This window comes from Actinokineospora sp. (genome assembly GCF_052390155.1).
Lineage (GTDB): Bacteria > Actinomycetota > Actinomycetes > Mycobacteriales > Pseudonocardiaceae > Actinokineospora.
This window is the reverse complement of the sequence record NZ_JBQTHF010000006.1, coordinates 123,584-144,236: the sequence shown is the minus strand read 5'-3', so window position 1 is coordinate 144,236 and position 20,653 is coordinate 123,584. Positions and strand designations below refer to the sequence as shown.

General features: G+C 70.8%; 16 protein-coding genes and 1 pseudogene. 7 read left to right on the top strand and 10 right to left on the bottom strand.

Annotation, left to right across the window (positions count from 1 at the left end):
- Positions 1-379: 379 nt before the first annotated feature.
- Positions 380-3,754 (top strand): pyruvate carboxylase, encoded by a 3,375-nt coding sequence (locus tag ACT4N7_RS02865; protein ID WP_444826969.1) that lies wholly within the window; start codon positions 380-382, stop codon positions 3,752-3,754.
- 77 nt (positions 3,755-3,831) lie between these two features.
- Here ACT4N7_RS02865 and ACT4N7_RS02860 read toward each other — a convergent pair.
- A pseudogene (locus ACT4N7_RS02860) lies at positions 3,832-4,420 on the bottom strand (IS701 family transposase); the annotation flags it as partial.
- Positions 4,421-4,599: 179 nt separating this feature from the next.
- Here ACT4N7_RS02860 and ACT4N7_RS02855 point away from each other — a divergent pair.
- Positions 4,600-5,040, top strand: a complete 441-nt coding sequence (locus ACT4N7_RS02855) for a hypothetical protein (RefSeq protein ID WP_444826968.1) — start codon at positions 4,600-4,602, stop codon at positions 5,038-5,040.
- A 554-nt stretch (positions 5,041-5,594) separates the two neighbouring features.
- On the opposite strand, the gene ACT4N7_RS02850 is transcribed toward ACT4N7_RS02855, so the two are convergent.
- Positions 5,595-6,014 (bottom strand): nuclear transport factor 2 family protein, encoded by a 420-nt coding sequence (locus ACT4N7_RS02850; RefSeq protein WP_444826967.1) that lies wholly within the window; start codon positions 6,012-6,014, stop codon positions 5,595-5,597.
- Positions 6,015-6,142: 128 nt separating this feature from the next.
- Here ACT4N7_RS02850 and ACT4N7_RS02845 point away from each other — a divergent pair, with 128 nt between their 5' ends.
- From ACT4N7_RS02845 to ACT4N7_RS02830, 4 genes are read left to right on the top strand one after another with little or no spacing between them, the layout of a single operon-like run.
- A complete protein-coding gene (locus ACT4N7_RS02845; protein WP_444826966.1) occupies positions 6,143-7,105 on the top strand; it encodes an acyl-CoA dehydrogenase family protein in 963 nt (320 codons plus the stop codon).
- Positions 7,102-8,388, top strand: a complete 1,287-nt coding sequence (locus ACT4N7_RS02840) for a PIG-L family deacetylase (protein ID WP_444826965.1) — start codon at positions 7,102-7,104, stop codon at positions 8,386-8,388. The genes ACT4N7_RS02845 and ACT4N7_RS02840 overlap by 4 nt, the downstream gene beginning before the upstream one ends.
- The gene (locus ACT4N7_RS02835) at positions 8,385-9,119 is read left to right on the top strand and encodes a glycosyltransferase (protein ID WP_444826964.1); all 735 of its coding nucleotides are present in this window, start codon (positions 8,385-8,387) and stop codon (positions 9,117-9,119) included. The genes ACT4N7_RS02840 and ACT4N7_RS02835 overlap by 4 nt, the downstream gene beginning before the upstream one ends.
- A 21-nt stretch (positions 9,120-9,140) precedes the next feature.
- Complete coding sequence (locus ACT4N7_RS02830) at positions 9,141-10,028, top strand: aminoglycoside phosphotransferase family protein (protein WP_444826963.1); 888 nt, start codon at positions 9,141-9,143, stop codon at positions 10,026-10,028.
- A gap of 18 nt (positions 10,029-10,046) precedes the next feature.
- On the opposite strand, the gene cofD is transcribed toward ACT4N7_RS02830, so the two are convergent.
- From cofD to ACT4N7_RS02790, 8 genes are all read right to left on the bottom strand, one after another.
- Positions 10,047-11,039 carry a 2-phospho-L-lactate transferase gene (cofD, locus tag ACT4N7_RS02825; RefSeq protein ID WP_444826962.1) on the bottom strand — a complete coding sequence of 331 codons (993 nt, stop codon included), beginning with the start codon at positions 11,037-11,039 and terminating at the stop codon, positions 10,047-10,049.
- A complete protein-coding gene (locus ACT4N7_RS02820) occupies positions 11,039-11,416 on the bottom strand; it encodes a hypothetical protein (RefSeq protein WP_444826961.1) in 378 nt (125 codons plus the stop codon). Before ACT4N7_RS02820 ends, cofD begins: the two co-directional genes overlap by 1 nt.
- Complete coding sequence (locus ACT4N7_RS02815) at positions 11,413-13,800, bottom strand: bifunctional FO biosynthesis protein CofGH (protein ID WP_444827047.1); 2,388 nt, start codon at positions 13,798-13,800, stop codon at positions 11,413-11,415. Before ACT4N7_RS02815 ends, ACT4N7_RS02820 begins: the two co-directional genes overlap by 4 nt.
- Positions 13,785-14,123, bottom strand: a complete 339-nt coding sequence (locus ACT4N7_RS02810) for a hypothetical protein (protein ID WP_444826960.1) — start codon at positions 14,121-14,123, stop codon at positions 13,785-13,787. Before ACT4N7_RS02810 ends, ACT4N7_RS02815 begins: the two co-directional genes overlap by 16 nt.
- Positions 14,124-14,186: 63 nt before the next feature.
- Entirely contained in the window at positions 14,187-15,029 is an 843-nt protein-coding gene (locus ACT4N7_RS02805; RefSeq protein ID WP_444826959.1) for a nitroreductase family protein, read from the bottom strand.
- Positions 15,026-16,546, bottom strand: coding sequence for a class I adenylate-forming enzyme family protein (locus ACT4N7_RS02800; RefSeq protein WP_444826958.1), 1,521 nt, complete (start codon positions 16,544-16,546; stop codon positions 15,026-15,028). The genes ACT4N7_RS02805 and ACT4N7_RS02800 overlap by 4 nt, the downstream gene beginning before the upstream one ends.
- A 57-nt stretch (positions 16,547-16,603) precedes the next feature.
- Entirely contained in the window at positions 16,604-18,235 is a 1,632-nt protein-coding gene (locus tag ACT4N7_RS02795) for an ATP-binding protein (protein ID WP_444826957.1), read from the bottom strand.
- A 52-nt stretch (positions 18,236-18,287) separates the two neighbouring features.
- Complete coding sequence (locus ACT4N7_RS02790) at positions 18,288-19,019, bottom strand: response regulator transcription factor (protein WP_444826956.1); 732 nt, start codon at positions 19,017-19,019, stop codon at positions 18,288-18,290.
- 210 nt (positions 19,020-19,229) lie between these two features.
- On the opposite strand from ACT4N7_RS02790, the gene ACT4N7_RS02785 reads away from it, so the two are divergent.
- Entirely contained in the window at positions 19,230-20,642 is a 1,413-nt protein-coding gene (locus ACT4N7_RS02785) for an FAD-binding protein (RefSeq protein WP_444827046.1), read from the top strand.
- Positions 20,643-20,653 lie beyond the last annotated feature (11 nt).

Here is a 20,653-nt window from a genome sequence, read left to right as displayed (position 1 = left end):
AGGCACAGCTCGTTATCTGTCCGTGGCTGAACCCGAGTCGTCCGATTCGTACCGATGTGGTCGTACCGTCTGGATTCGGCCGCGTGACGTCCCCGATGGACAATCCGAAGTCGGTGCCTCCCGCTCGATCAGCGCTACCGGTACAACCGCATCCTCTGCACCGGCCCGTTCCCGTGACCGGTCGACCCGCGTGATCTCGCGCCGGGGGCCCGCGCGGAACACAATTGGCTGGCCCCGGGACGCGAGTCGGCCGTGGGTGACAAGGCCGCAAGAGGATCGATCAGGATGGCACCCGTCACGTGCGGCGACGCTCCCGGCGGGTGAGCCGTTCACGGTAACCTCCGGCAACCGACTCTGAGGTAGCAGGAGGTAACCGGCCATGTTCCGCAAGGTGCTCGTCGCCAACCGTGGCGAGATCGCCATCCGGGCGTTCCGCGCCGGGTACGAACTCGGCGCCGGTACGGTCGCCGTCTTCCCCTACGAGGACCGCAACTCCCCGCACCGGATGAAGGCCGACGAGGCATACATGATCGGCGAGGCCGGTCACCCCGTGCGGGCCTACCTGTCGGTCGCGGAGATCGTCAACGCCGCCAAGAAGGCCGGCGCCGACGCGGTCTACCCGGGTTACGGCTTCCTCTCCGAGAACCCCGAGCTGGCCAAGGCGTGCGCCGAGGCGGGCATCGCGTTCGTCGGGCCCACCGCCGACATCCTGGAGCTGACCGGCAACAAGGCGCGCGCGATCGCCGCCGCCCGCGAGGCCGGGCTGCCGGTGCTGCGGTCGTCGCAGCCCACCACCGACCTCGACACACTGATCGCCGACGCCGACGAGATCGGCTTCCCGATCTTCGTCAAGGCCGTCGCGGGCGGTGGCGGGCGGGGCATGCGCCGCGTCGAGGAGCGCAAGGCGCTGCGGGAGTCGCTGGAAGCGGCGATGCGCGAGGCGGAGTCGGCCTTCGGCGACCCGACGATGTTCCTGGAGCAGGCCGTGGTCGACCCGCGGCACATCGAGGTGCAGATCCTCGCCGACGCCGAGGGCAACGTGATCCACCTCTACGAGCGCGACTGCTCGCTGCAGCGCAGGCATCAGAAGGTCATCGAGATCGCGCCCGCGCCGAACCTCGACCCGGAGTTGCGCGCGCGGATCTGTGCCGACGCGGTGAAGTTCGCCCGGCACATCGGCTACCGCAACGCGGGCACCGTCGAGTTCCTGCTCGACCCCCACGGCAAGCACGTGTTCATCGAGATGAACCCGCGCATCCAGGTCGAGCACACGGTGACCGAGGAGGTCACCGACGTCGACCTCGTCCAGTCGCAGCTCCGCATCGCCGCCGGTGAGTCGCTGCCCGACCTCGGCCTCGGCCAGGACGACATCTATCTGCGCGGCGCCGCCCTGCAGTGCCGCATCACCACCGAGGACCCGACCAACGGGTTCCGCCCCGACACCGGCCAGATCAGCGCCTACCGGTCCCCTGGCGGCAGCGGCATCCGGCTCGACGGCGGCACCGCGGCGGGCGCCGAGGTGAGCGCGCACTTCGACTCGATGCTGGTCAAGCTCACCTGCCGCGGCCGCGACTTCGAGACCGCGGTGCGCCGCGCCAAGCGCGCCGTCGCCGAGTTCCGCATCCGCGGCGTGGCCACGAACATCCCGTTCCTCCAGGCGGTTCTCGACGATGCGGACTTCCGCGCGGGCCGGGTGACCACGTCGTTCATCGAGCAGCGCCCGTACCTGCTGACCGCACGGCATTCCGCCGACCGCGGCACGCGCCTGCTCACCTACCTCGCCGACGTGACGGTCAACAAGCCGCACGGCGACCGGCCGAAGGTCATCGACCCGCGCGAGAAGCTGCCCCAGGTCGACTTGACGGCCGAGCCTGCCGCGGGCTCGAAGCAGAAGCTGGTGGAACTCGGCCCGGAGGGATTCGCCCGCTGGATGCGCGAATCCCGGCGGGTCGGCGTCACCGACACCACCTTCCGCGACGCGCACCAGTCCCTGCTGGCCACCCGGGTCCGTACCAAGGATCTGCTCGCCGTCGCCCCGCACGTGGCGCGGATGACCCCCGAGCTGTTGTCGCTGGAGTGCTGGGGCGGCGCCACTTACGATGTGGCGCTTCGGTTTCTCGCCGAGGACCCGTGGGAGCGGCTCGCCGCGCTGCGTGCGGCGGTGCCCAACATCTGCCTGCAGATGTTGTTGCGCGGCCGCAACACCGTGGGCTACACCCCGTACCCGACCGAGGTCACCGACGCCTTCGTGAAGGAGGCGGCCGAGACCGGCATCGATATCTTCCGCATCTTCGACGCGCTCAACGACGTCGAGCAGATGCGGCCCGCGATCGAGGCCGTGCGCGAGACCGGGACGGCTGTCGCCGAGGTCGCGCTCTGCTACACCGCCGATCTGTCGGACCCGGCCGAGCAGCTCTACACCCTCGACTACTACCTCAAGCTGGCCGAGCAGATCGTCGGCGCGGGCGCGCACGTGCTCGCGGTGAAGGACATGGCTGGCCTGCTGCGCCCGCCCGCCGCGCAGCGGCTGATCACCGCGCTGCGCAAGGAATTCGACCTTCCCGTGCACCTGCACACCCATGACACCGCGGGCGGGCAGTTGGCCACGTACCTGGTCGCCATCCAGTCCGGTGTGGACGCTGTGGACGGCGCGGTGGCGTCGATGTCGGGCACCACGTCGCAGCCGTCGCTGTCGGCGATCGTGGCCGCCACCGACCACAGCGACCGCGACACCGGGCTGTCGCTGCAGGCGGTGTCCGATCTGGAGCCGTACTGGGAGATCGTGCGCAAGGTGTACCGCCCGTTCGAGGCGGGCCTGCCCTCGCCCACCGGCCGCGTCTACCACCACGAGATCCCCGGCGGCCAACTCTCGAACCTGCGCACCCAGGCGGTGGCATTGGGCCTGGGCGACCGGTTCGAGGACATCGAGACCATGTACGCCGCCGCCGACCGCATGCTGGGCAGGCTGGTGAAGGTCACGCCGTCGTCCAAGGTGGTCGGCGACCTCGCCCTGCACCTGGTCGGCGCGGGTGTCGACCCGAAGGAGTTCGAGTCCGAGCCGGGCCGCTTCGACGTCCCCGACTCGGTCGTCGGCTTCCTGCACGGCGAACTGGGCGACCCGGCGGGCGGCTGGCCGGAACCGTTCCGCAGCAAGGCGTTGAAGGGCCGGGCCGCGCCCAAGGGGGTCGCGGAGCTGACCGAGGAGGACCACGAGGGCTTGGCGTCGGACCGCCGCGCCACCCTCAACCGGCTGCTGTTTCCCGGCCCCACCAAAGAGTTTCAGTCCCATCGCGAGCAGTTCGGCAACACGGGCGTGTTGGCCAGCAAGGATTTCTTCTTCGGCTTGGAGCAGGGCAAGGAGTACGCCGTCGCGCTGGAGAAGGGCGTCACCCTGCTGATCGAACTGGAGGCTGTCGGCGACGCCGACGAACGCGGCGTGCGCACGGTCATGGCCACCCTCAACGGCCAGTTGCGCCCGATCCAGATCCGGGACCGCTCGGTGGCCTCGGATCTCCCGGTCGCCGAGAAAGCCGACCGGAGCAACCAGAACCACGTCGCCGCCCCGTTCGCGGGCGTGGTCACCCTCGCCGTCGCCGAGGGCGACGACGTGGAAGCGGGCGCGACGGTGGCGACGATCGAGGCGATGAAGATGGAGGCCGCCATCACCGCCGCCAAGGCGGGCAAGGTCTCTCGGCTCGCCATCGGTTCGGTGCAGCAGGTGGAGGGCGGCGACCTCTTGGTTGTTCTGTCCTAGTACTCCAGCAGCACTTCGTGATGTTGGGTCTGTCTTCGCTGGTAGTGGCTGGTTTGGGCTTGGTGTTGGTGGCGTCCCGCCCACCTGGTTCCGGCCACCCGGATCAGGTCGCCGCCGGTGGTTCCGGTTGGGGCGCAACACAAGTAGTAGGCCAGCTCGTGCTCACCCTTGCTGTTGCGGGTCAGCGAGCGGCGCGCCATGAGCCACCGCGACCAGCCCGCTGGAGTGGTGTCGTCGTAGACGGGCAAGGAGGCCACGGCCCAGTCGAACAGCCGTGGCCCTTTGGCGCCGTCGCCGCAGCTACGGCGTTTCCATGCCTGCTCGGGCGCGTTCGCCGTCAGAACGTCGGCGCGGGAGACACCGGCCACCGCCGGGATGGTCTGGTCACGGGCCACCGCGACGACATAGCCGATACGCCGCTGGCTCGAGCCAGATCCCGCCCACATCCCAGGACGCCGCGTTCAGCAGCCGCTGCATCCCGCCCGGGGTGGCCTCACCAGCGGCCGGCCAACGTCCACCCGTTCTTACCCGCCAGCGGCGCCAAAACCCACGCACATACGCCCGCGCCCGCCGACGCGGCTCCACCCGGCGAAACCGGCCCGCCACCCGCCCGAACAACCCATCCAGACCCGCCACCCACGCATCAAGATCCTCATCAACCAACACAAGATCAAGACCCGACCGGATCAACATCACGAAGTGCAGCTGGAGTACTAGCCGACCAGAGCGGGCAAAGGTGTCGCTGCCGTGATCGTGGTGACGGCGATGTGGCGCGGCGAGCGCGTCCCCAAGCGCTGCCCTGGGTGCGGTGCGCGGGCGGCGGTCGGGCAGGTTAGTTTGCCAGGGTGAGTCTCCTTGATGATGTGGCCGAGCGCGACGGCTGGCGGTGCTGGGTGTGCGACGAACGGGTCGATCCCGACATGTCGGTGAACGACTCGCGGGGGCCAAGTGTCGACAGCCGGACCGCCGACCGGAAGGCCAAGGTCGTCGAGCGGCTCGCGCACCGCGGGTGCAATACCCGCAAGGGCGCGGTCAAGGTGGTCATCGCCTGGCCGGACCGCCTGCACGTGGTCGAACCCGCGCCGCTGATCACCGTTGCCGGGAGGCTGGAGCGCAAGGGGGGCCGCGAGATGGTGGCCCGTTGTCCGACCGGTCGGGACGCCCACGAGGCGGCAGATTGGTTGCTGGACCGGTTTTCCCGACTGGTACCAGGGCTGCCGGTGACTGCCAGCGTCGAGGCGGGCGGCGGCCAGTTCCTCGTTATCCTGGCCGCCGGCCGCCGCTGACCGGCATCGGTGCACCTGCGCGACAACCATCCGCTCATGCCGCGAGGCGTGGATCCGCAGTATCGCCTTCATCTGGGGATGAGCGCGATCGACAGCCCTGCCTGGCTGATTGAATGGGCATGTGAGTGAGGGCTGTCCGAGACTTGGGCCGCGACCGCGATATCGGATCGAGCTGTTCCTCGGCGGGGACCGGTACACGGCCACCGCCATGGGACATGGTCGAATCGTTTGTCCGGCTGCGTCGTCAGTTGGAGCCCGATGGTTGGATGGTCGCCGTTCAAGGGGCACGTCGCGATACCTACCCGAGCGGGATGGCCAGGGGACATGGGTGGCGGTATGCAGACCTACATCACGGTTCCCGGAATCCCGGTTCAGGCTGTTGCCCCGCGTCCGCCTCGACCAGTACCACGCCATGGCTCGTGCACCAACGTCGTATACATGACGACGTGGGTCACTCCAGACCAGGGAGCAGTCCGGGGAGTCGTTTCGGGTCCTTCCGGGCTTCGTCAACGGGTGGCGGCAGGTTACGAAAATGATCGGCGAGTGCGCGGTCGTCAGCCGTCGGTCGCGTTGTCGTTGACGTCGACGGGTTGGTTGTCGAGGAACATGGCGTGGGCCGCGATGATCTTCCAGCCGGACAGGTCGTCGTGGGTCCAGGTTCGGGTGTAGCGCATCCGGGCGACCAGCGGGTTTCCGCCGACCGCACCTTCCAGGGTGCCGAGGAACCAGGTGACGCCGGTGTGCGCGGTGGCCAGCACCAGGAGTTCCTCCTCTTCGACGCGGCTCAGCACTTGGTGGCCGGTTCCGTGCGCGTCCAGGTCGTCCTGTTTGGAGTAGAGATTGCCGTCCGGTCCGGTGAACCAGGCCGCGTCGTCGATCAGTTCGGCCAACGCGTCGACGTCCGAGGTGAGTTGGGCTGCCTGCAGGCGCCGTTCGGCCGCGCGGAGGCTTTCGGTGTGGTCGTGGTTCGGCATGTCCTCACTATGGTGGCCTGCCGCCCGCGCCACAGTGGCGTTCGCTGTCGGCGGATCCGCGGCAGGCGGTGCCACGCTGCCGATTGACCTGCGGGTTTCGGGACTGTCGGACGGGGTATCCGGTGCACGTGGATCAGCCCCGCGATGCCGCGTCCGTCGCGCTCCAGCTCCGAGACCTGTTCGAGGCGGGCGGGCTCGATCTTCCCGATCCCGGGCTCGGGCGGACTCGCGCGCGGTGGGCGGCGCTGGCCGATCTGGGGCGTGGTGATCTCGCGCTGGCCCGGCTGGCCGAGGGGCACACCGACGCGGTGTCGATCCTGCGCGAGGCCGGGCGCGAAGGGCGTCGGGGAGTTCTCTATGGCGTGTGGGCCGCCCGCTCGGGTGGTACCGGCGCGGTGCTGCACGACGGCTTGCTCTCGGGCAGCGTGCGGTTCTGCTCCGGGGCGCACAGCCTCGACCGGGCACTGGTGGTCGCGTCCACTGAGGACGATCGCGCGCTGCTGCTCGACGTGGACCTCGACGACCGGCGCGTCCAGCGGCACCCGCACACCTGGCAGCCGCTGGGTATGGACGCCTCCGACAGCCCCGATGTGGTGTTCGCCGCCGTGCCGGTGGACGCCGCCGATGTCGTGGGCCCGCCGGGTTTCTACACCGGACGGCCCGGTTTCCCTTGGGGCGGCGGCGGAGTGGCCGCCGTCTGGCACGGCGGCGCCGCCGGGATCGTCGCGCGCACCGCGGCGCTGCTCCGCGCGGGCAAGGAACCCGACGAACACCAGCTCGCCCACTTCGGCGCGCTGCACACCGCGCTGGCCGCTACCGGGGCATTGCTGCGCGAGACCGCCGAGGGCATCGACGCGGACCCCGCCGCTGATGTCGCCCAGCGGATCCGGCTGTGCCGGTCGAGCGCCGAGGACACCGCCCGCGAGGTCGTGGACCGCGTCCCTCGCATCACCGGCCCCACCCCGCTCGCCCGCGACCGCTCGTTCGCCCAGGCGCTGGCCGACCTGCAGCTCTACGTGCGTCAGCACCACGCCGAGCGCGACCTGGCCGCGCTCGGTCGGTGCGCGCTCGACCACGGCGGCACCCCGTGACCCGCCCGGTCACCGGCGAACCCGAGTGGACGACGTTCCTGGCGGGCCGAGACCTGCCGCCGTTCGACGCCTCGGCGCCGCGCCGCGCGGTCGTGGTGGCCGCGCACCCGGACGACGAGACGCTCGGTGCGGGCGGCGTGATCCAGGCGCTGCACGCCGCGGGTGCGCAGGTGTCGCTGGTCGTCGCCACCGACGGTGAGGCGTCGTTTCCGGTGTCGAGCGCCGCCGAGCGCGCCGCGTTGGGCGTGCGGCGGCGCCGCGAGCTGGTCGCCGCCCTGGCCGCGCTGGGCCTGCCCGACGCGCGGGTCCACCTGCTCGGCCTGCCCGATTCCGGGCTCGCCGAGCACGAGGCGGAACTGACCGAACGACTCGCCGGGCTGCTGCACGGTGCCGACTGCGTCGTCGTGCCCTGGCCGGGTGATCCGCACCCGGACCACGCCGCGGCGGGCCGCGCGGGCCTGGCCGCCGCGCCCGTGCACGCCCACCGCTGGTCCTACCCGATCTGGATGTGGCAGTGGATGGGCACCGCCGACCCGGACATCCCGTGGCACCACGCCTTCACCCACCGGATGGCGCCCGCGCAGCAGGTGCGCAAGCAGCGGGCCATCGCCGCGTTCGCCTCCCAAGTCGCACCGGGCCCGCACGGTGAGGACCCGATCGTCGACGCGTCGATGCTGACCCACGTCGACCGCGACCACGAGGTGCTGTTCCGTGAGCCGCGCGGCGAGTCGGCACCGGTCGCCCGGTTCGCCGAGCTGTACCGCGCGGACCCGGACCCGTGGGACACCGCGGACGGCTGGTACGAGCGACGCAAGCGGGCCCTCGCGCTGGCGTCGCTGCCCGACCGGCGGTACCGGCGCGCGCTCGAACCGGCGTGCGGCACCGGAGAACTGACCCGCGAGCTGATCCGGCGGTGCGCCGAGGTGACCGCCTTCGACCCCGTACCCGACGCGGTGCGGCGCGCGCGGATCGCCGCGCCCGAGGCCCGCGTCGCCCTCGGCGCGTTGCCCGACACGCTCCCGACCGAGCCGGTGGACCTGGTGGTACTCAGCGAAATCCTCTACTACCTCAGCGACGACGACCTCGCGGCGAGCCTCGACCGGCTGCTCGACGTGCTGGAGCCGGGTGGCACCCTCCTCGCCGTCCACTGGCGGCCGTGGGCCCCGGAAGCGCCCCGCGACGGCGCCGCGGCGCACCGGGCCCTGCTCGACCGCGGCGAACTGACCCCGCTCGTCGAGCACGTCGACGCCGAGTTCCTCCTGCATGTGTTGCGCCGCCGGTGATCTCCGCACTCGGCGTCGTGGTACCCGCGCACAACGAGGAGTCGCTGATCGGCGCCTGCCTGCGCGCGCTGGGCGAGGCGCTCGACGGCGTCGGCGTCCCTGTCAAGGTCTGTGTCGTCGCGGACCGCTGTACCGACGCCACCGGCGAGGTCGCCCGCGCGGCCCTGCCCGGCACGCACGTGCTGCCCACCCGGACGCGGCGCACCCTCGGCGAGGTCCGCGGCCTCGGCGCCGGGCACGTGCTGCACGCGCTGCGTGCGCACCGCCCGGAATCGGTGTGGCTGCTGGGAACCGACGCCGACAGCCGCGTGCCCCCCGGCTGGGCCGGTGCGCACCTGCGCCACGCCGCCGCGGGCGCCGACGCGGTGACCGGCCTGGTCGACCTCGGGCCCGGCAGGCACCTCACCCCGGACCTGCTGCGGCGCTATCGGGCACTGGTCGCCGCCGGTACCCGACCGCTGGACCACGACCACGTGCACGGCGCGAACTTCGGCGTCCGAGCAAGCGCGTTCCTCGCCGTCGGCGGCTACCGACCCCTCGACACCGGCGAGGACCGCGACCTCTGGTTCCGCCTGCGCGACGCCGGATTCGCCACCCGCCAGCCACTCGATCCGGCGGTCCTCACCAGTTCGCGGTTGACCGGCCGTGCCCGCGGCGGCCTGGCCGACCTGCTCGCCGCCTTCCTGACGGGCGGACCACGAAACCCGTTGACAGGTCGATCGGCCGAGTGATCTTGTCAGGTGGTGCCCAGGATGCATGCCGACGAGGCCGACATCGATGCGGGCCTCGTCCGGCGGCTGCTCCGCGGCCAGTGTCCGCACTGGGCGGACTTGCCGATCGAGCGCCTCGCGTCCGGGGGGACTGTCAACGCGGTCTACCGGCTCGGTGACGAGCTGACTGTCCGGCTTCCCCGCACGGCGGGAGGCGCCGAGGACGTGGCACGGGAGGCGCGGTGGCTCCCGCGGCTCGCGCCCGCGCTGCCCGTCACGATCCCGGCCGTGGTCGCGTCGGGCGTTCCCGCTGAGGGCTACCCCTGGGCGTGGGCGGTGCATCGGTGGATCGACGGCGAGACGCCGGTCGAAGGCAGGCTCGGCGAACCCGAGCTTCTGGCCCGCGACATGGCGGAATTCGTCACCGCCCTGCGGCGGGTCGACCTGGACGACGGCCCCAGCGCCTACCGCGGCGTCCCGCTGGCCACGGTCGACGCGCCCGCCCGAGCCGCGATCGAGGACTTGCGCGACACCGACGACGGCTTCGACGCCGATGCGGCCACGACCGCCTGGCGGGCGGCGCTCGCGGCCCCGCCCTGGGCGGCGGCCCCGTGTTGGGTCCACTCCGACCTCATGCCCAGCAACCTGCTCGTCGCCAAGGGCAGGCTCACCGCGGTTCTCGATTTCGCCACCGTCGGGGTCGGCGACCCCGCCTGCGACCTCATCCCCGCCTGGAACCTGCTGCCCGCCTCGGCACGAGAGGTCTTCCGCGACACCGTGAACGTCGACGATGCCACCTGGACCCGCGGCCGCGGCTGGGCCCTGTCCATGGCCCTCATCCAGCTCCCGTACTACCGCGACACCAACCCGATCATCTCCGCCAACGCCCGCCACGTCATCAGCGAAGTCCTCACCACCCGAACCGGCTGATCTCCAGGGTCGTCGCCGTTACGGCGTCGCGGGTACAGCGTCGTGCGGCGCGGCGGTGGTCGGGCTGCTGCCGAGTACGGCTGCCAGCAGTGGTTCCGCCGGATCTCCTTGGTGGAGCAGTGTTCCCGCGATTGCCACGGACACCCCGGCCGCGGTGATCGGGCCGAGTTCGGCGGCGTCGGTGGCGTCGAGGACGAACCGGGCGCCCAGGGCTCGGTACCGGGTGGCGACCGCGGTGGCGGTCGCCGGGGAACCGTCCGCGGCGAGCAGTGCCGCTCGGGCTTGTGCGCGGCGGAGTTCGCCCAGGTTGGTCAGCGGCACGGTGGACACGATGGGCGTCACCGCGACCACGTCCGCGCGCCCGTCGCGGATTGCCGCGCCGATGCCCGGTACGCCGAGGATCGGGTCGATGCTGGCTACCGGGCTGCTCGGGCCGAGGACGATCAGGTCGGCCGCGGCGAGCGCGTCGAGCACCCCCGGCGCGGGTTGCGCGGTGTCCGCGCCCGCTCGGCGCACGGCGTGGACCGGCACCGATGCGCCGTGGCGTACCAGGAACTCCTGGTAGTGCAGATCCGCGCCGCCTGCCACGGTGACGCGGGTACTCACCTCGTGCTCGGTCATCGGCAGCACCCGGATGCCGACACCCATGGCGGTTGCCAGGCGCGCGGTCACCTCGGTGAGCCCTGTGCCTTCACGCAGCAGACCGGTCCGCAGCAGGTGCACTGCCAGGTCACGATCGCCGAGGTTGAACCAGACGTCCTGGCCGAGCCCACGCAGGGTGTCCATCGCCCGCCAGGACTCGTCCCGCACGCCCCAGCCGCGCGCGGTGTCCTGCTGCCCGGACAGCGCGTACAGGGTGGTGTCCAGGTCAGGGCAGATCCGCAGACCGTTGTGCCACAGGTCATCCGCGGTGTTCACCACCAGGGTGAGATCCTCGGCGGGTACCGCGGCGGCGAGCGCGCACCACAGCCGGGCCGCGCCGATGCCGCCGCCGAGTCCGACGATGCGCATCAGGTCTCCCGCCCTCGGGTGAACCACGAGCCCTGCGCGGCCAGATCCTCCGGCCGCGCGCCCGCGACACACACGATCTCGCCGAACACGTTGACACCGTTGTGGATCAGGAAGCTCTCCACTGCCAGGTTGGGTTGCTCGGTGCTGCCCGGCCGCCTGCGCACGGTCAGCTCGGGGTGGTCGAGCCAGTTCGCCAGCAGCTCCTCCGGGCTGACCTGGTGGCCTGCGCAGTACTGGTCCAGGCCCGCCCGCAGCAGGTTTCGCTCCGCCTGGCCCATGCCGATCCGCTGGGCCAGCCGCAGTTGCCAGCGCGCCACCGGATCGACCCCGGCGTCGATCCTGGCCAGGGTGAATTCCGCGTCGACCCGGCCGTTCATCCGGCGACGGCCAGTGGTGCGGGCACACCGTAGAGCGTGGTGCGCCTGCGCAGCGTCCGGCCCGCGGTACCGGCGATCGCCTGGAACTCGGCCTCGTCGAGGCCCTGCCCGTGCGTCGCGCCCGCCGCGCGGCTGATGTTCTCGTCCATCAGCGTGCCACCCAGGTCGTTCACCCCGGCGCGGAGCAACTGGCTTGCGCCGACCGCGCCGAGCTTCACCCAGGAGGCCTGGATGTTGTCGATCAGGCCGAGGTAGGCGATCCGGGCGACGGAGTGCATCAGCACGACCTCACGCCAGGTCGGCCCGCGCCGTGCCGCGCGCTTGAGGTAGATCGGGGTGGCCATGTGCACGAACGGCAGGCCGACGAACTCGGTGAAACCACCGGTCTCCCGTTGCAGCGCCGCGGTGCGCAGCAGGTGCCGCGCCCAGTGCACCGGCCGCTCCACCGCGCCGAACATGATCGTCACGTTGGAGCGCAGGCCGACCTGATGGGCGGTGCGGTGCACTTCGAGCCACTCCTCGGTATTGATCTTGTCTGGGCAGAGCACCGCGCGCACCTCGTCGTCGAGGATCTCCGCCGCGGTGCCGGGCAGCGAGCTCAGCCCGGCCGCGCGCAGCCTGCGCAGATAGTCGGCGAGCGGCTCGTCGAGCCTGCGCGCGCCTTCGGTGACTTCCAGGGCGGTGAAGCCGTGCACGTGGATGTCGGGCACCGCGTCACGGACCGCCCTGGTCACGTCGACGTAGAAGTCGCCGTCGAAGCTGGGGTGGATCCCGCCCTGCAGGCACACCTCGGTCGCGCCGAGATCGGCGGCCTCGCGGGCCCGGCCCGCGATGTCGTCGAGGCTGAGCAGGTACGGCGTGCCGCGCAGGTTCAGCGACAGCGGGCCCTTGGAGAACCCGCAGAACCGGCACCGGAAGGTGCACACGTTGGTGTAGTTGATGTTCCTGTTGATCACGTAGGTCACGGTGTCGCCGACCGCCGCGGCACGCAGGTCGTCGGCGAACTCGGCGACCGCCGCCACCTCCGGCCCGCGCGCGCCGAACAGGGTGACCAGTTCGGCCTCGCCGGGCACCTGGCCCGCGCGCACCCCGGCGAGCACCTCGCCGACCGCGCCGTTGGCGCGGGCCGTGCCGGGCAGCAGGACCGGTGGCGCCGTGTCGGCGCCGGAGTACCAGGCGGTCGAGCGGCGTCCTATTTGGACGACCTCGGCGCCGGTGCCGACGTTCGCCGCGGCCTGGTGCCGCTCCGGCCAGCTCGCGCCGGGGTCGTCGCGGCCCAGGCCCTCGGCGTCCGAGCGGTCCATGACCGGGAACCGCAGGCCGGGATCGAGCCAGCGGTCAGGATCGAGTGCGTAGCCGGGGTGCACGGTGAGCCGGGGGGCCAGGGTGTGCCCGGCCGCTTCGGTGGCCGCGCGCAGCACCGCGAGCGTGGGCCAGGGCCGCTCCGGGTTGACGTGGTCCGCGGTGACCGGCGAGACCCCGCCCCAGTCGTCCACCCCGGCGGCGAGCAGTGCGCCGAGACCGGCCGGGTCGGTGAGGTTGGGTGGTGCCTGCACATGGATGTCGGCGGGCAGGACGAGCCGGGCGAGGGCGATCGCCCGCAGGTGCTCCTCCGGCGGGCAGGCAGGCCGGTCGCGCATGGCGGTGCCGGGCTTGGGCAGGAAGTTCTGCACGATCACCTCCTGCACGTGGCCGTGCCTGCGGTGCGCCGCGGCGATGGCCGCCAGCGCGGCGATCCGGTCCGCCTCGGTCTCCCCGATGCCGACGAGGATGCCGGTGGTGAACGGGATCGCCAGCGCGCCTGCCGCCTCCAAAGTGGACAGTCGGCGGGCGGGGTCCTTGTCCGGCGCGCCCCGGTGGGCGGCGAGATCGGCCCGCAGGGACTCCAGCATCATGCCCTGTGACGGGCTGACCGCGCGCAGCCGGGCGAGTGCGGCGGTGTCGATGGCGCCCGCGTTGGCGTGCGGCAACAGGCCGGTCTCGTCGAGGACGAGCCCGCACATCGCCACCAGATAGTCCACAGTGGACTCGTAGCCGTGCTCGGCCAGCCAGGCGCCCGCCGCCGGATAGCGGTCCTCCGGCGCCTCGCCGAGGGTGAACAGCGCCTCGTGGCAGCCTGCCCGCGCGCCTGCCGCGGCGATCGAGCGCACCTCGTCCGGGGTGAGGAACGCGGCGGGCAGCCGGGCCGGTGCGGTGGCGAAGGTGCAGTAGCCGCACTGGTCCCGGCACAGCCTGGTCAGCGGAATGAACACCTTGGGGGAGAAGGTGACCCGCGTTCCGTGTGCCGCGTCGCGGACCGCCGCCGCGCGACCGGCGAGCTCCACCAAGGACAGCGCGGCCAACTCACGCGCGGTGTCGAATGATTCGCTCATGTCCGCATCCAGTCCGGCTGTTCCGGCAGCAGGCGCCTGCCGTTGGCGATGAAGAACGCGCGGATGATGTTGCTGCGCTGCAGTTGCGCGTTGCGCGGCTCGTCGTAGGTCGCCGCGAACTCCTTGGCCTTGTCGGTGTAGAAGCCGCGCTTGCGGTACTTGCGGGTCTGTTCGTCGAACACCTCGGCGATCATCTGGTCCGGGTCGCGCTCGACGTAGGCGGCGAAGTCGGACAGGGTCGCCAACCGCTTCGCCCGCTCGGCGGGCGACAGGTCGTCTAGCGAAGTGGCGTATCGGGCCACCGTGGTCTTGCTGGTGAACTGCTCGTCAGGCACCGTTGTCCTCCGATGGGCGCGGAAAGAGGGGCGGGGGCGGCACCGTCGCCGCCCCCGCCGGTCTCACTCGGGCAGGCCGAACATCGCTGCCATGGCACGGATTTCCTGGCGTCGGTGCGCCAGCGGAGCCGCGGCCTGGATCATGCCCGCGTCCTCCAGTTCGGCCACCACGGCCGGGTCGCGGCGCATCGGGTTGCCCCACCGGCCCTCGAAGTAGAGCTGCTCGAAGTCCGGCCTCGGCCGCTGGCCGCCCGCCTCCTCGCCTTCCGCCGGGTAGCCGAGCAACTGGATCTGCGCGACCGTGGTGTTCTCCGGCATGCCGAGCAGTTCACCGATCCTGGCCCGCTGTCCGGTGAGCAGCGCGGTGCCGAGTCCCTCGTCCTGGGCCGCCAGCAACGCGGCACCCATCGCCAGGCCGGTCTCGATCGCGGAGAGCCACTCGGCGAAGGTGCGGTCGCCCGCCAGCACGTTGAAGTCCGGCGTCTTCATCACGATGTCGTCGATGAACTGCTCGCTCCAGCCGTAGCTGGAGGTCAGCGCGCCGACCTCGATCAGCTTGAGCAGGCTGGGCTTGAGCTCGTCCCAGCCGGACATGTCGATGGTCCAGTAGATGTGGCAGGGCGCCTGGGCCGCGGCGGGCTGGTTGTACATCGCCTCGCACAGTCCCGCGAAGGTCTCCTGGTCGGTCTCGTCGCGGTAGACGACGACAGCCTTGCGGATCAGCACCGCGTTGCCGTGCTGGGACTGCAGCCGCGCGGCCTCCAAGACCTTCTGCACCTTGCCCTTGTCCACCGGCTGGTAGGGCTTGAAGAAGCGGATCGAGCGGCGCCTGCCGACGGCCTGCTTGAAGGTCAGGCCGGTGTGTCCGGTTGCGGCCGACGCGGGCGCCGGCTGGGTCGTGGTCATCTGCGACTCCTCTTGAGCAGGTTCTTCTGGATCTTCCCGACCGAGGTTCTCGGCAGGTCGTCGACGAACTCGACGGCATCGGGGACCTTGAACGTGGCCAGCCGTTCGCGGCAGTGGCCGATCAGCTCGGCGTCGGTCACCGCCGAACCGGGGTTGCGCACCACGAACACCACGATCGCCTCGTCGCGCATGGCGTCCGGCACACCGACAGCCGCCGACTGGAACACCCCTGGATGGGCGTCCACCACCCGCTCGACCTCGCCGCTCGCGACGTTCTCCCCGGCCCGTTTGATCATGTCCTTGCGGCGGTCGACGAAGTACAGGTAGCCGTGCTCGTCCACCCGCACGGTGTCGCCTGTGGACAGCCAGCCGTCGCGCAGCACCGCGGCGGTGGCGGCCGGGTCGTCGAGATAGCCGGACATCATCGTGTGGCCCGGCACACCGTGCACCAGCAGTTCTCCCGGCCTGCCAGGCACCACGTCCGCCCCGTCGGTGTCGACCACCCGCAGCCGCGCGGAGGGCACCGGCCTGCCGATCGAGGTCCCCACCCGCCGCTCGTAGAGGGGGTTGATGGTCGGTGGCACCACCGTCTCGGTCATGCCGTAGAGCTGGGCGAGGGGCACGCCGAAGCGCCGTTCGAACTCTTCGAGCTGGGCGTCGCTGACGTTCTGGGCGAACAACACCGTGCGCAACCGGTGCGTGGAGTCCGCTGTGGACGGTCGGGCGGCGAGGATCATCCTGATCGGCGCCGCGAACAGGCTCGCCACCGTCGCCGCCATCTCCGTTGCCTGCGCCGACCAGCGACTGGCCGAGAACCGGGGCGCGAGGGCGATCGACGCGCCGGTCACCAGTGCCGACATCGTCGAGTAGTACTGGGCGTTGCCGTGGAACAGCGGCAGCACGACGAGTTGCCGGTCGTCCGGGCGCAGCCGCAGGTGCCCGGCGACGACGTCCCCGACGTGCAGGTAGGCGGCGTGCGAGACCAGCACGCCCTTGGGGCGGCTGGTGGTGCCCGAGGTGTAGAGCACACACAGCGGGTCGGTCGGTGCGGGGTCCGCGCCCGGCGTGCGCGGGTCCGGCTCGCCGACCCACGGCTGGTCGACATCGAGCACGGTGCGCTCGCGACCGGCCTCGCGGATCGTGTCCACCAGCTCGGACTGGGTCAGCACCAGTCGGCACCCGGAGTGCGACAGCAGGTAGTCCAACTCCTCCGCCGTCGACAGCGGATTGGTCGGCACCATGGTCGCGCCGAGCACGGCCGCGGCGAAGAACAGGTCGTAGAACTCCGGCCGGTTCCGCAGGTGGACGCAGAACCGGTCTCCACGGCAGACCCCGTGCCGGGCCAGGGCAGCAGCGGTTCGCCCGGCCCGCTCGTACTGCTCGGCGTAGCTCGTCGCCGACACGGTGCCCGGCTCCGCCTCGAAGAGCAGGAACGGCGCATCCGGTGTGCGCTCGGCATGCCCGCGCAACACCGTTGCGACGGTGTCGGCACCACGCCGCGCCTGCTGCTCACCCACAGTGCCCAGCGTGGGTGAGCCGTGTCACAGCGAACCCAACGGACTATCAACGGACGCTCAACGCGCCGGTACTGCCGCCAACGTCACCGTGACCGTCGTGCCGACGTCGGCCGTGCTGTCCACCTGGAGCCTGCCCGCCATCGCCTCGACCAGCCCTCTGGCCAGCGGCAACCCCAGGCCGACACCCTCATCGCGGTCGGCACCGAGGCGGTCGAACGGGGTGAACAGCCGATCGAGGTGTTCCTCGGCGATCCCGACCCCGCTGTCGCGCACGGTCACCACCACGTCGCCACCGGCAGGCGCGGCGCACACCAGCACCGTGCCGCCCGCCTGGTTGTACCGGATCGCGTTGCCGACCAGGTTCAGCAGCACCTGCTTGAGCCGCCTGCCGTCCGCTCGAACCACCACGTCCGCGGCCGCGCACCGCACCCGCACCCGCTCGGCAGCGGCGAGCGGCTCCAGCATGGCGAGCACGTCGGCCACCAACGGCCCCAGCGCGACATCGGTGAGCTGCACCGGGAGCGCACCGGCCTCGATCCTGGCCACGTCGAGCACGTCGTCGACCATCGCGAGGATGTGCGCGCTTGCCGACCCGATGTGCTCCAGCGCGGCCATGCGGCGCTCCGGCGGCAGGTCGAGGGTGCCGAGCAACTCGGTGAACCCGGTGATCGCCTGCAACGGGGTGCGCAACTCGTGGCCGAGCGCGGAGACGAAGTCGGACTTGGCGCGGCTGGCCACCTCGGCCGCCGTGCGGGCGAACTCGGCTTCCTGGCGTCGTCGCCGTTCGCCTTCCGCGGCGCGCCGCTGGGTGACGTCCAGGACGTTCACGCTCAGGTGCACCGGCACCCCGGCCGCACCACGCACCGGCGAGATGGCCACCGCGAGATCGAGTGTTCGCCCGTCCGCGGTCTCGGCGGTGGCCTCGTAGTGGGCCCGCGGTTCGCCCGCGGGCCCGGTGCCGAGGATGGGCTTGAACAGGGTGTCCAGGTCGGCGCCGATCAGGTCGGCGTCGGTCCGGCCGAGCAGTTCGCGCATCGCGCCGTTGACCCGGACCAGCGCTCGGTCCAGGTCGGTGAGCGCCATGCCGATCGCGTTGTCCTCGAACGCCCGCCGGAATCGCTCCTCGCTCTCGGCCAGCGCGCCGAACAGCCGGTCGTGCTCGATCGCCACGGACGCGAGGTGGGTGAGCTGCGCCACCAGCCGCTGTTCCCGGCGCGAGGGCCGGTGCGTGCGGGCGTGGTAGACGGCGAAGGTGCCCAGCACCCCGGAGCGACCCCGGATCGGGGTGGACCAGCAGGCCCGCAGATCGTGCCGCCGCGCCAGGTCGCGGAAGTCGACCCAGCGCGGATCGGTGTCGATGTCCTCGGCCACCACCGCCAGCCCGAGATACGCCGCTGTCCCGCACGAACCGGCGTCCGCGCCGATCGCCATGCCGTCGACACCGGCCGAGTAGGAATCCGGCAGCGACGGCGCCGCGCCGTGGTGCAGCGTCGCCGACAACGGGTCGAGCAGCAGGACCGAACAGCGGCACTCCGGGACCAACTCCTCCAGGGTGGCCGCGATACCGGTGAGCACGTCGGTCAGCGGCCTACCGTCCGCGATCAGCTCCAGCATCTCGGTCTGCCTGCGCAGCAGCGCGACACTGTCCGCGTGGTCGAGCCCCAGCATCCCGGCGATCTCGGTACTCACGTCGCCACACCGAGGGCTCGGGACTCGCTCACGAGCTCGCTCACCAGCTCGCTCACGATGGCTCCCAGCGATAGCCGACACCGCGCACCGTGCGCACCGGGGTCGACGCGCCGCCCAGCTTGTGCCGCAACCGATGTACGTGTTCGGTGACCGTGGCCTCGCTCTGCCACCCCGACGAGCTCACCCACACCTGCCGCAGCAGTTGCGCCCGGGTGAACACCTGCCTCGGATGCGTGGACAGGAACGCGAGCAGATCGAACTCCCTGGCGGTCAGCTCGACCAGCTGACCGTCCACAGTGGCCTCACGGCTGACCGGGTCCACCCGGACGCCGGTCACCACGGTGGTCGTCTCCCGCGGCGTCTTCTTCGACGCAGGCACGGCCCGGCGCAGCACGGAGCGCACCCGCGCGGCCAGTTCACCCGGTGAGAACGGCTTGACCAGGTAGTCGTCGGCGCCGAGATCGAGGCCGACGATCCGGTCGGTCTCACCGCTGCGCCCGGACAGCACGATGACCGGCAGCGCGGCTTCGCCGGTCTCGCCCGCCCGGACCCGGCGCAGCACGTCCAGTCCGCCCACCCCGGGCAGCGACAGGTCGAGGACGATCAGGTCGGGGCGCTGCCGCACGATGGTGTCCAGCGCGGTCTGGCCATCCGGCGCCTCGCTCACCAGGAAGCCGTCGGCCTCCAACTGCCAGACCACCACGGTGCGTACCCGCGCGTCGTCGTCCACGACGAGCACCCGATGCACGGGTTGCGGCCCGGTGGTCTCGGTCGCGATGCGCATACCCCGGCCTTCCTCACCACTGCGGCCGTATCGTCAGGCAGTCCCCCTATCGTGCGCCATCCGGCGCGGTGCCCACAACCGCGACGACTGGGGCGGGCGCTGACGGCGCGTCCCGGCGACCCGGAGTACTACCGGGCATCGAATCGAATCCTGGAACAGCCGGCCGCCGGTTCGGAACCAGGTAAGATGCCCGCTGTGTCGACAAATGCGATGATCAGCGGTGTGCGGCTGGATAAGCGGCAGTTGACCGGGTGGTCCCGGACCGCGCCGACGACAAGCTACGTGCTGACAACCGCGGACATCGAGGTAGTGGCCAAAGCGGTCTCGGATGTGGCCACCGTCAACGAAGACAAGCCATCGCACCTTCGCCGGGGTATTATTGCCCGCGGTTTGGGCAGGTCCTACAACGAGTCCGCCCAGAATTCCGGTGGCGTAGTCGTGGACATGACTCTGTTCAATCGAATTCATTCGATCAGCGTCGACACCGGTATCGCGGATGTCGAGGCGGGTGTTTCTCTCGAATCGCTCATGAAAGCGGCGTTGCCGTTCGGTCTCTGGGTTCCCGTGCTGCCGGGAACGCGGCAGGTGACAATCGGTGGAGCCATCGCCCACGACATCCACGGGAAGAGCCACCACACCACCGGGTCTTTCGGAAACCATGTCCTTGAGATGACGCTTCTCGGCGCATCCGGTGACATTCTGGTGCTGACACCGGACGGATCCCGACACGACCCGGATGGGTCGATATTCTGGGCCACGATCGGCGGCATCGGGCTCACCGGGATCGTCCTGCGGGCCAAAATCCTGATGGAGCGGACGGAAACCGCCTACTTCCTGGCGGATGGGGCGCGCACGCGGTCTCTCGACGAGACGATCGAACTCCACCAAAACGGCTGGGAAAACGGCCACGAGTTCGCTGCCGGATGGTTCGACACCATCTCGAAGCCGCCCAAGCTCGGCCGTGGATCATTTTCTCGTGGCAGGCTCGCGAAGGTGGATGAACTGCCTGCCAAGCTTGCCCGGAATCCGCTGAAATTCGATGCCCCGACCCTGCTCAACCTTCCTGACGTCTTCCCGAACGGGTTGGCGAACAAGTACACACTGTGGTTGGTCGGCGAGGTCTATTATCGCATGGGGGGCGACTACACCGGCCAGATCAAGAACCTGACCGGCTTCTATCACCTGTTGGACCTGTTCGGCGACTGGAACCGGGCCTACGGCTCCCATGGTTTCGTCCAGTATCAGTTCACGGTCCCGATGACCTCGGTCGAGGAATTCAAGCAGGTCATTCGCGATATTCAGGCTTCAGGTCACTACAGTGGACTGAATGTCTTCAAACTGTTCGGAAAGGGAAACAAGGCTCCGCTGTCCTTTCCCACCGCGGGCTGGAACATCACCGTCGACTTCCCGGTCAAGGCCGGCTTGAAGGAGTTCCTGACTGCCCTCGATCAACGTGTCCTGGAAATGGGTGGAAGGTTGTATACGGGCAAGGATTCGCGGACGACGGCGGACGTGTTCCACTCCATGTACCCGCGGATCGACGCCTGGATCGCTACTCGTCGACGGGTCGACCCCACTGGTGTGTTCCTCTCGGACATGGCTCGACGGCTCGATCTCGGGTGAAACCGGACCAA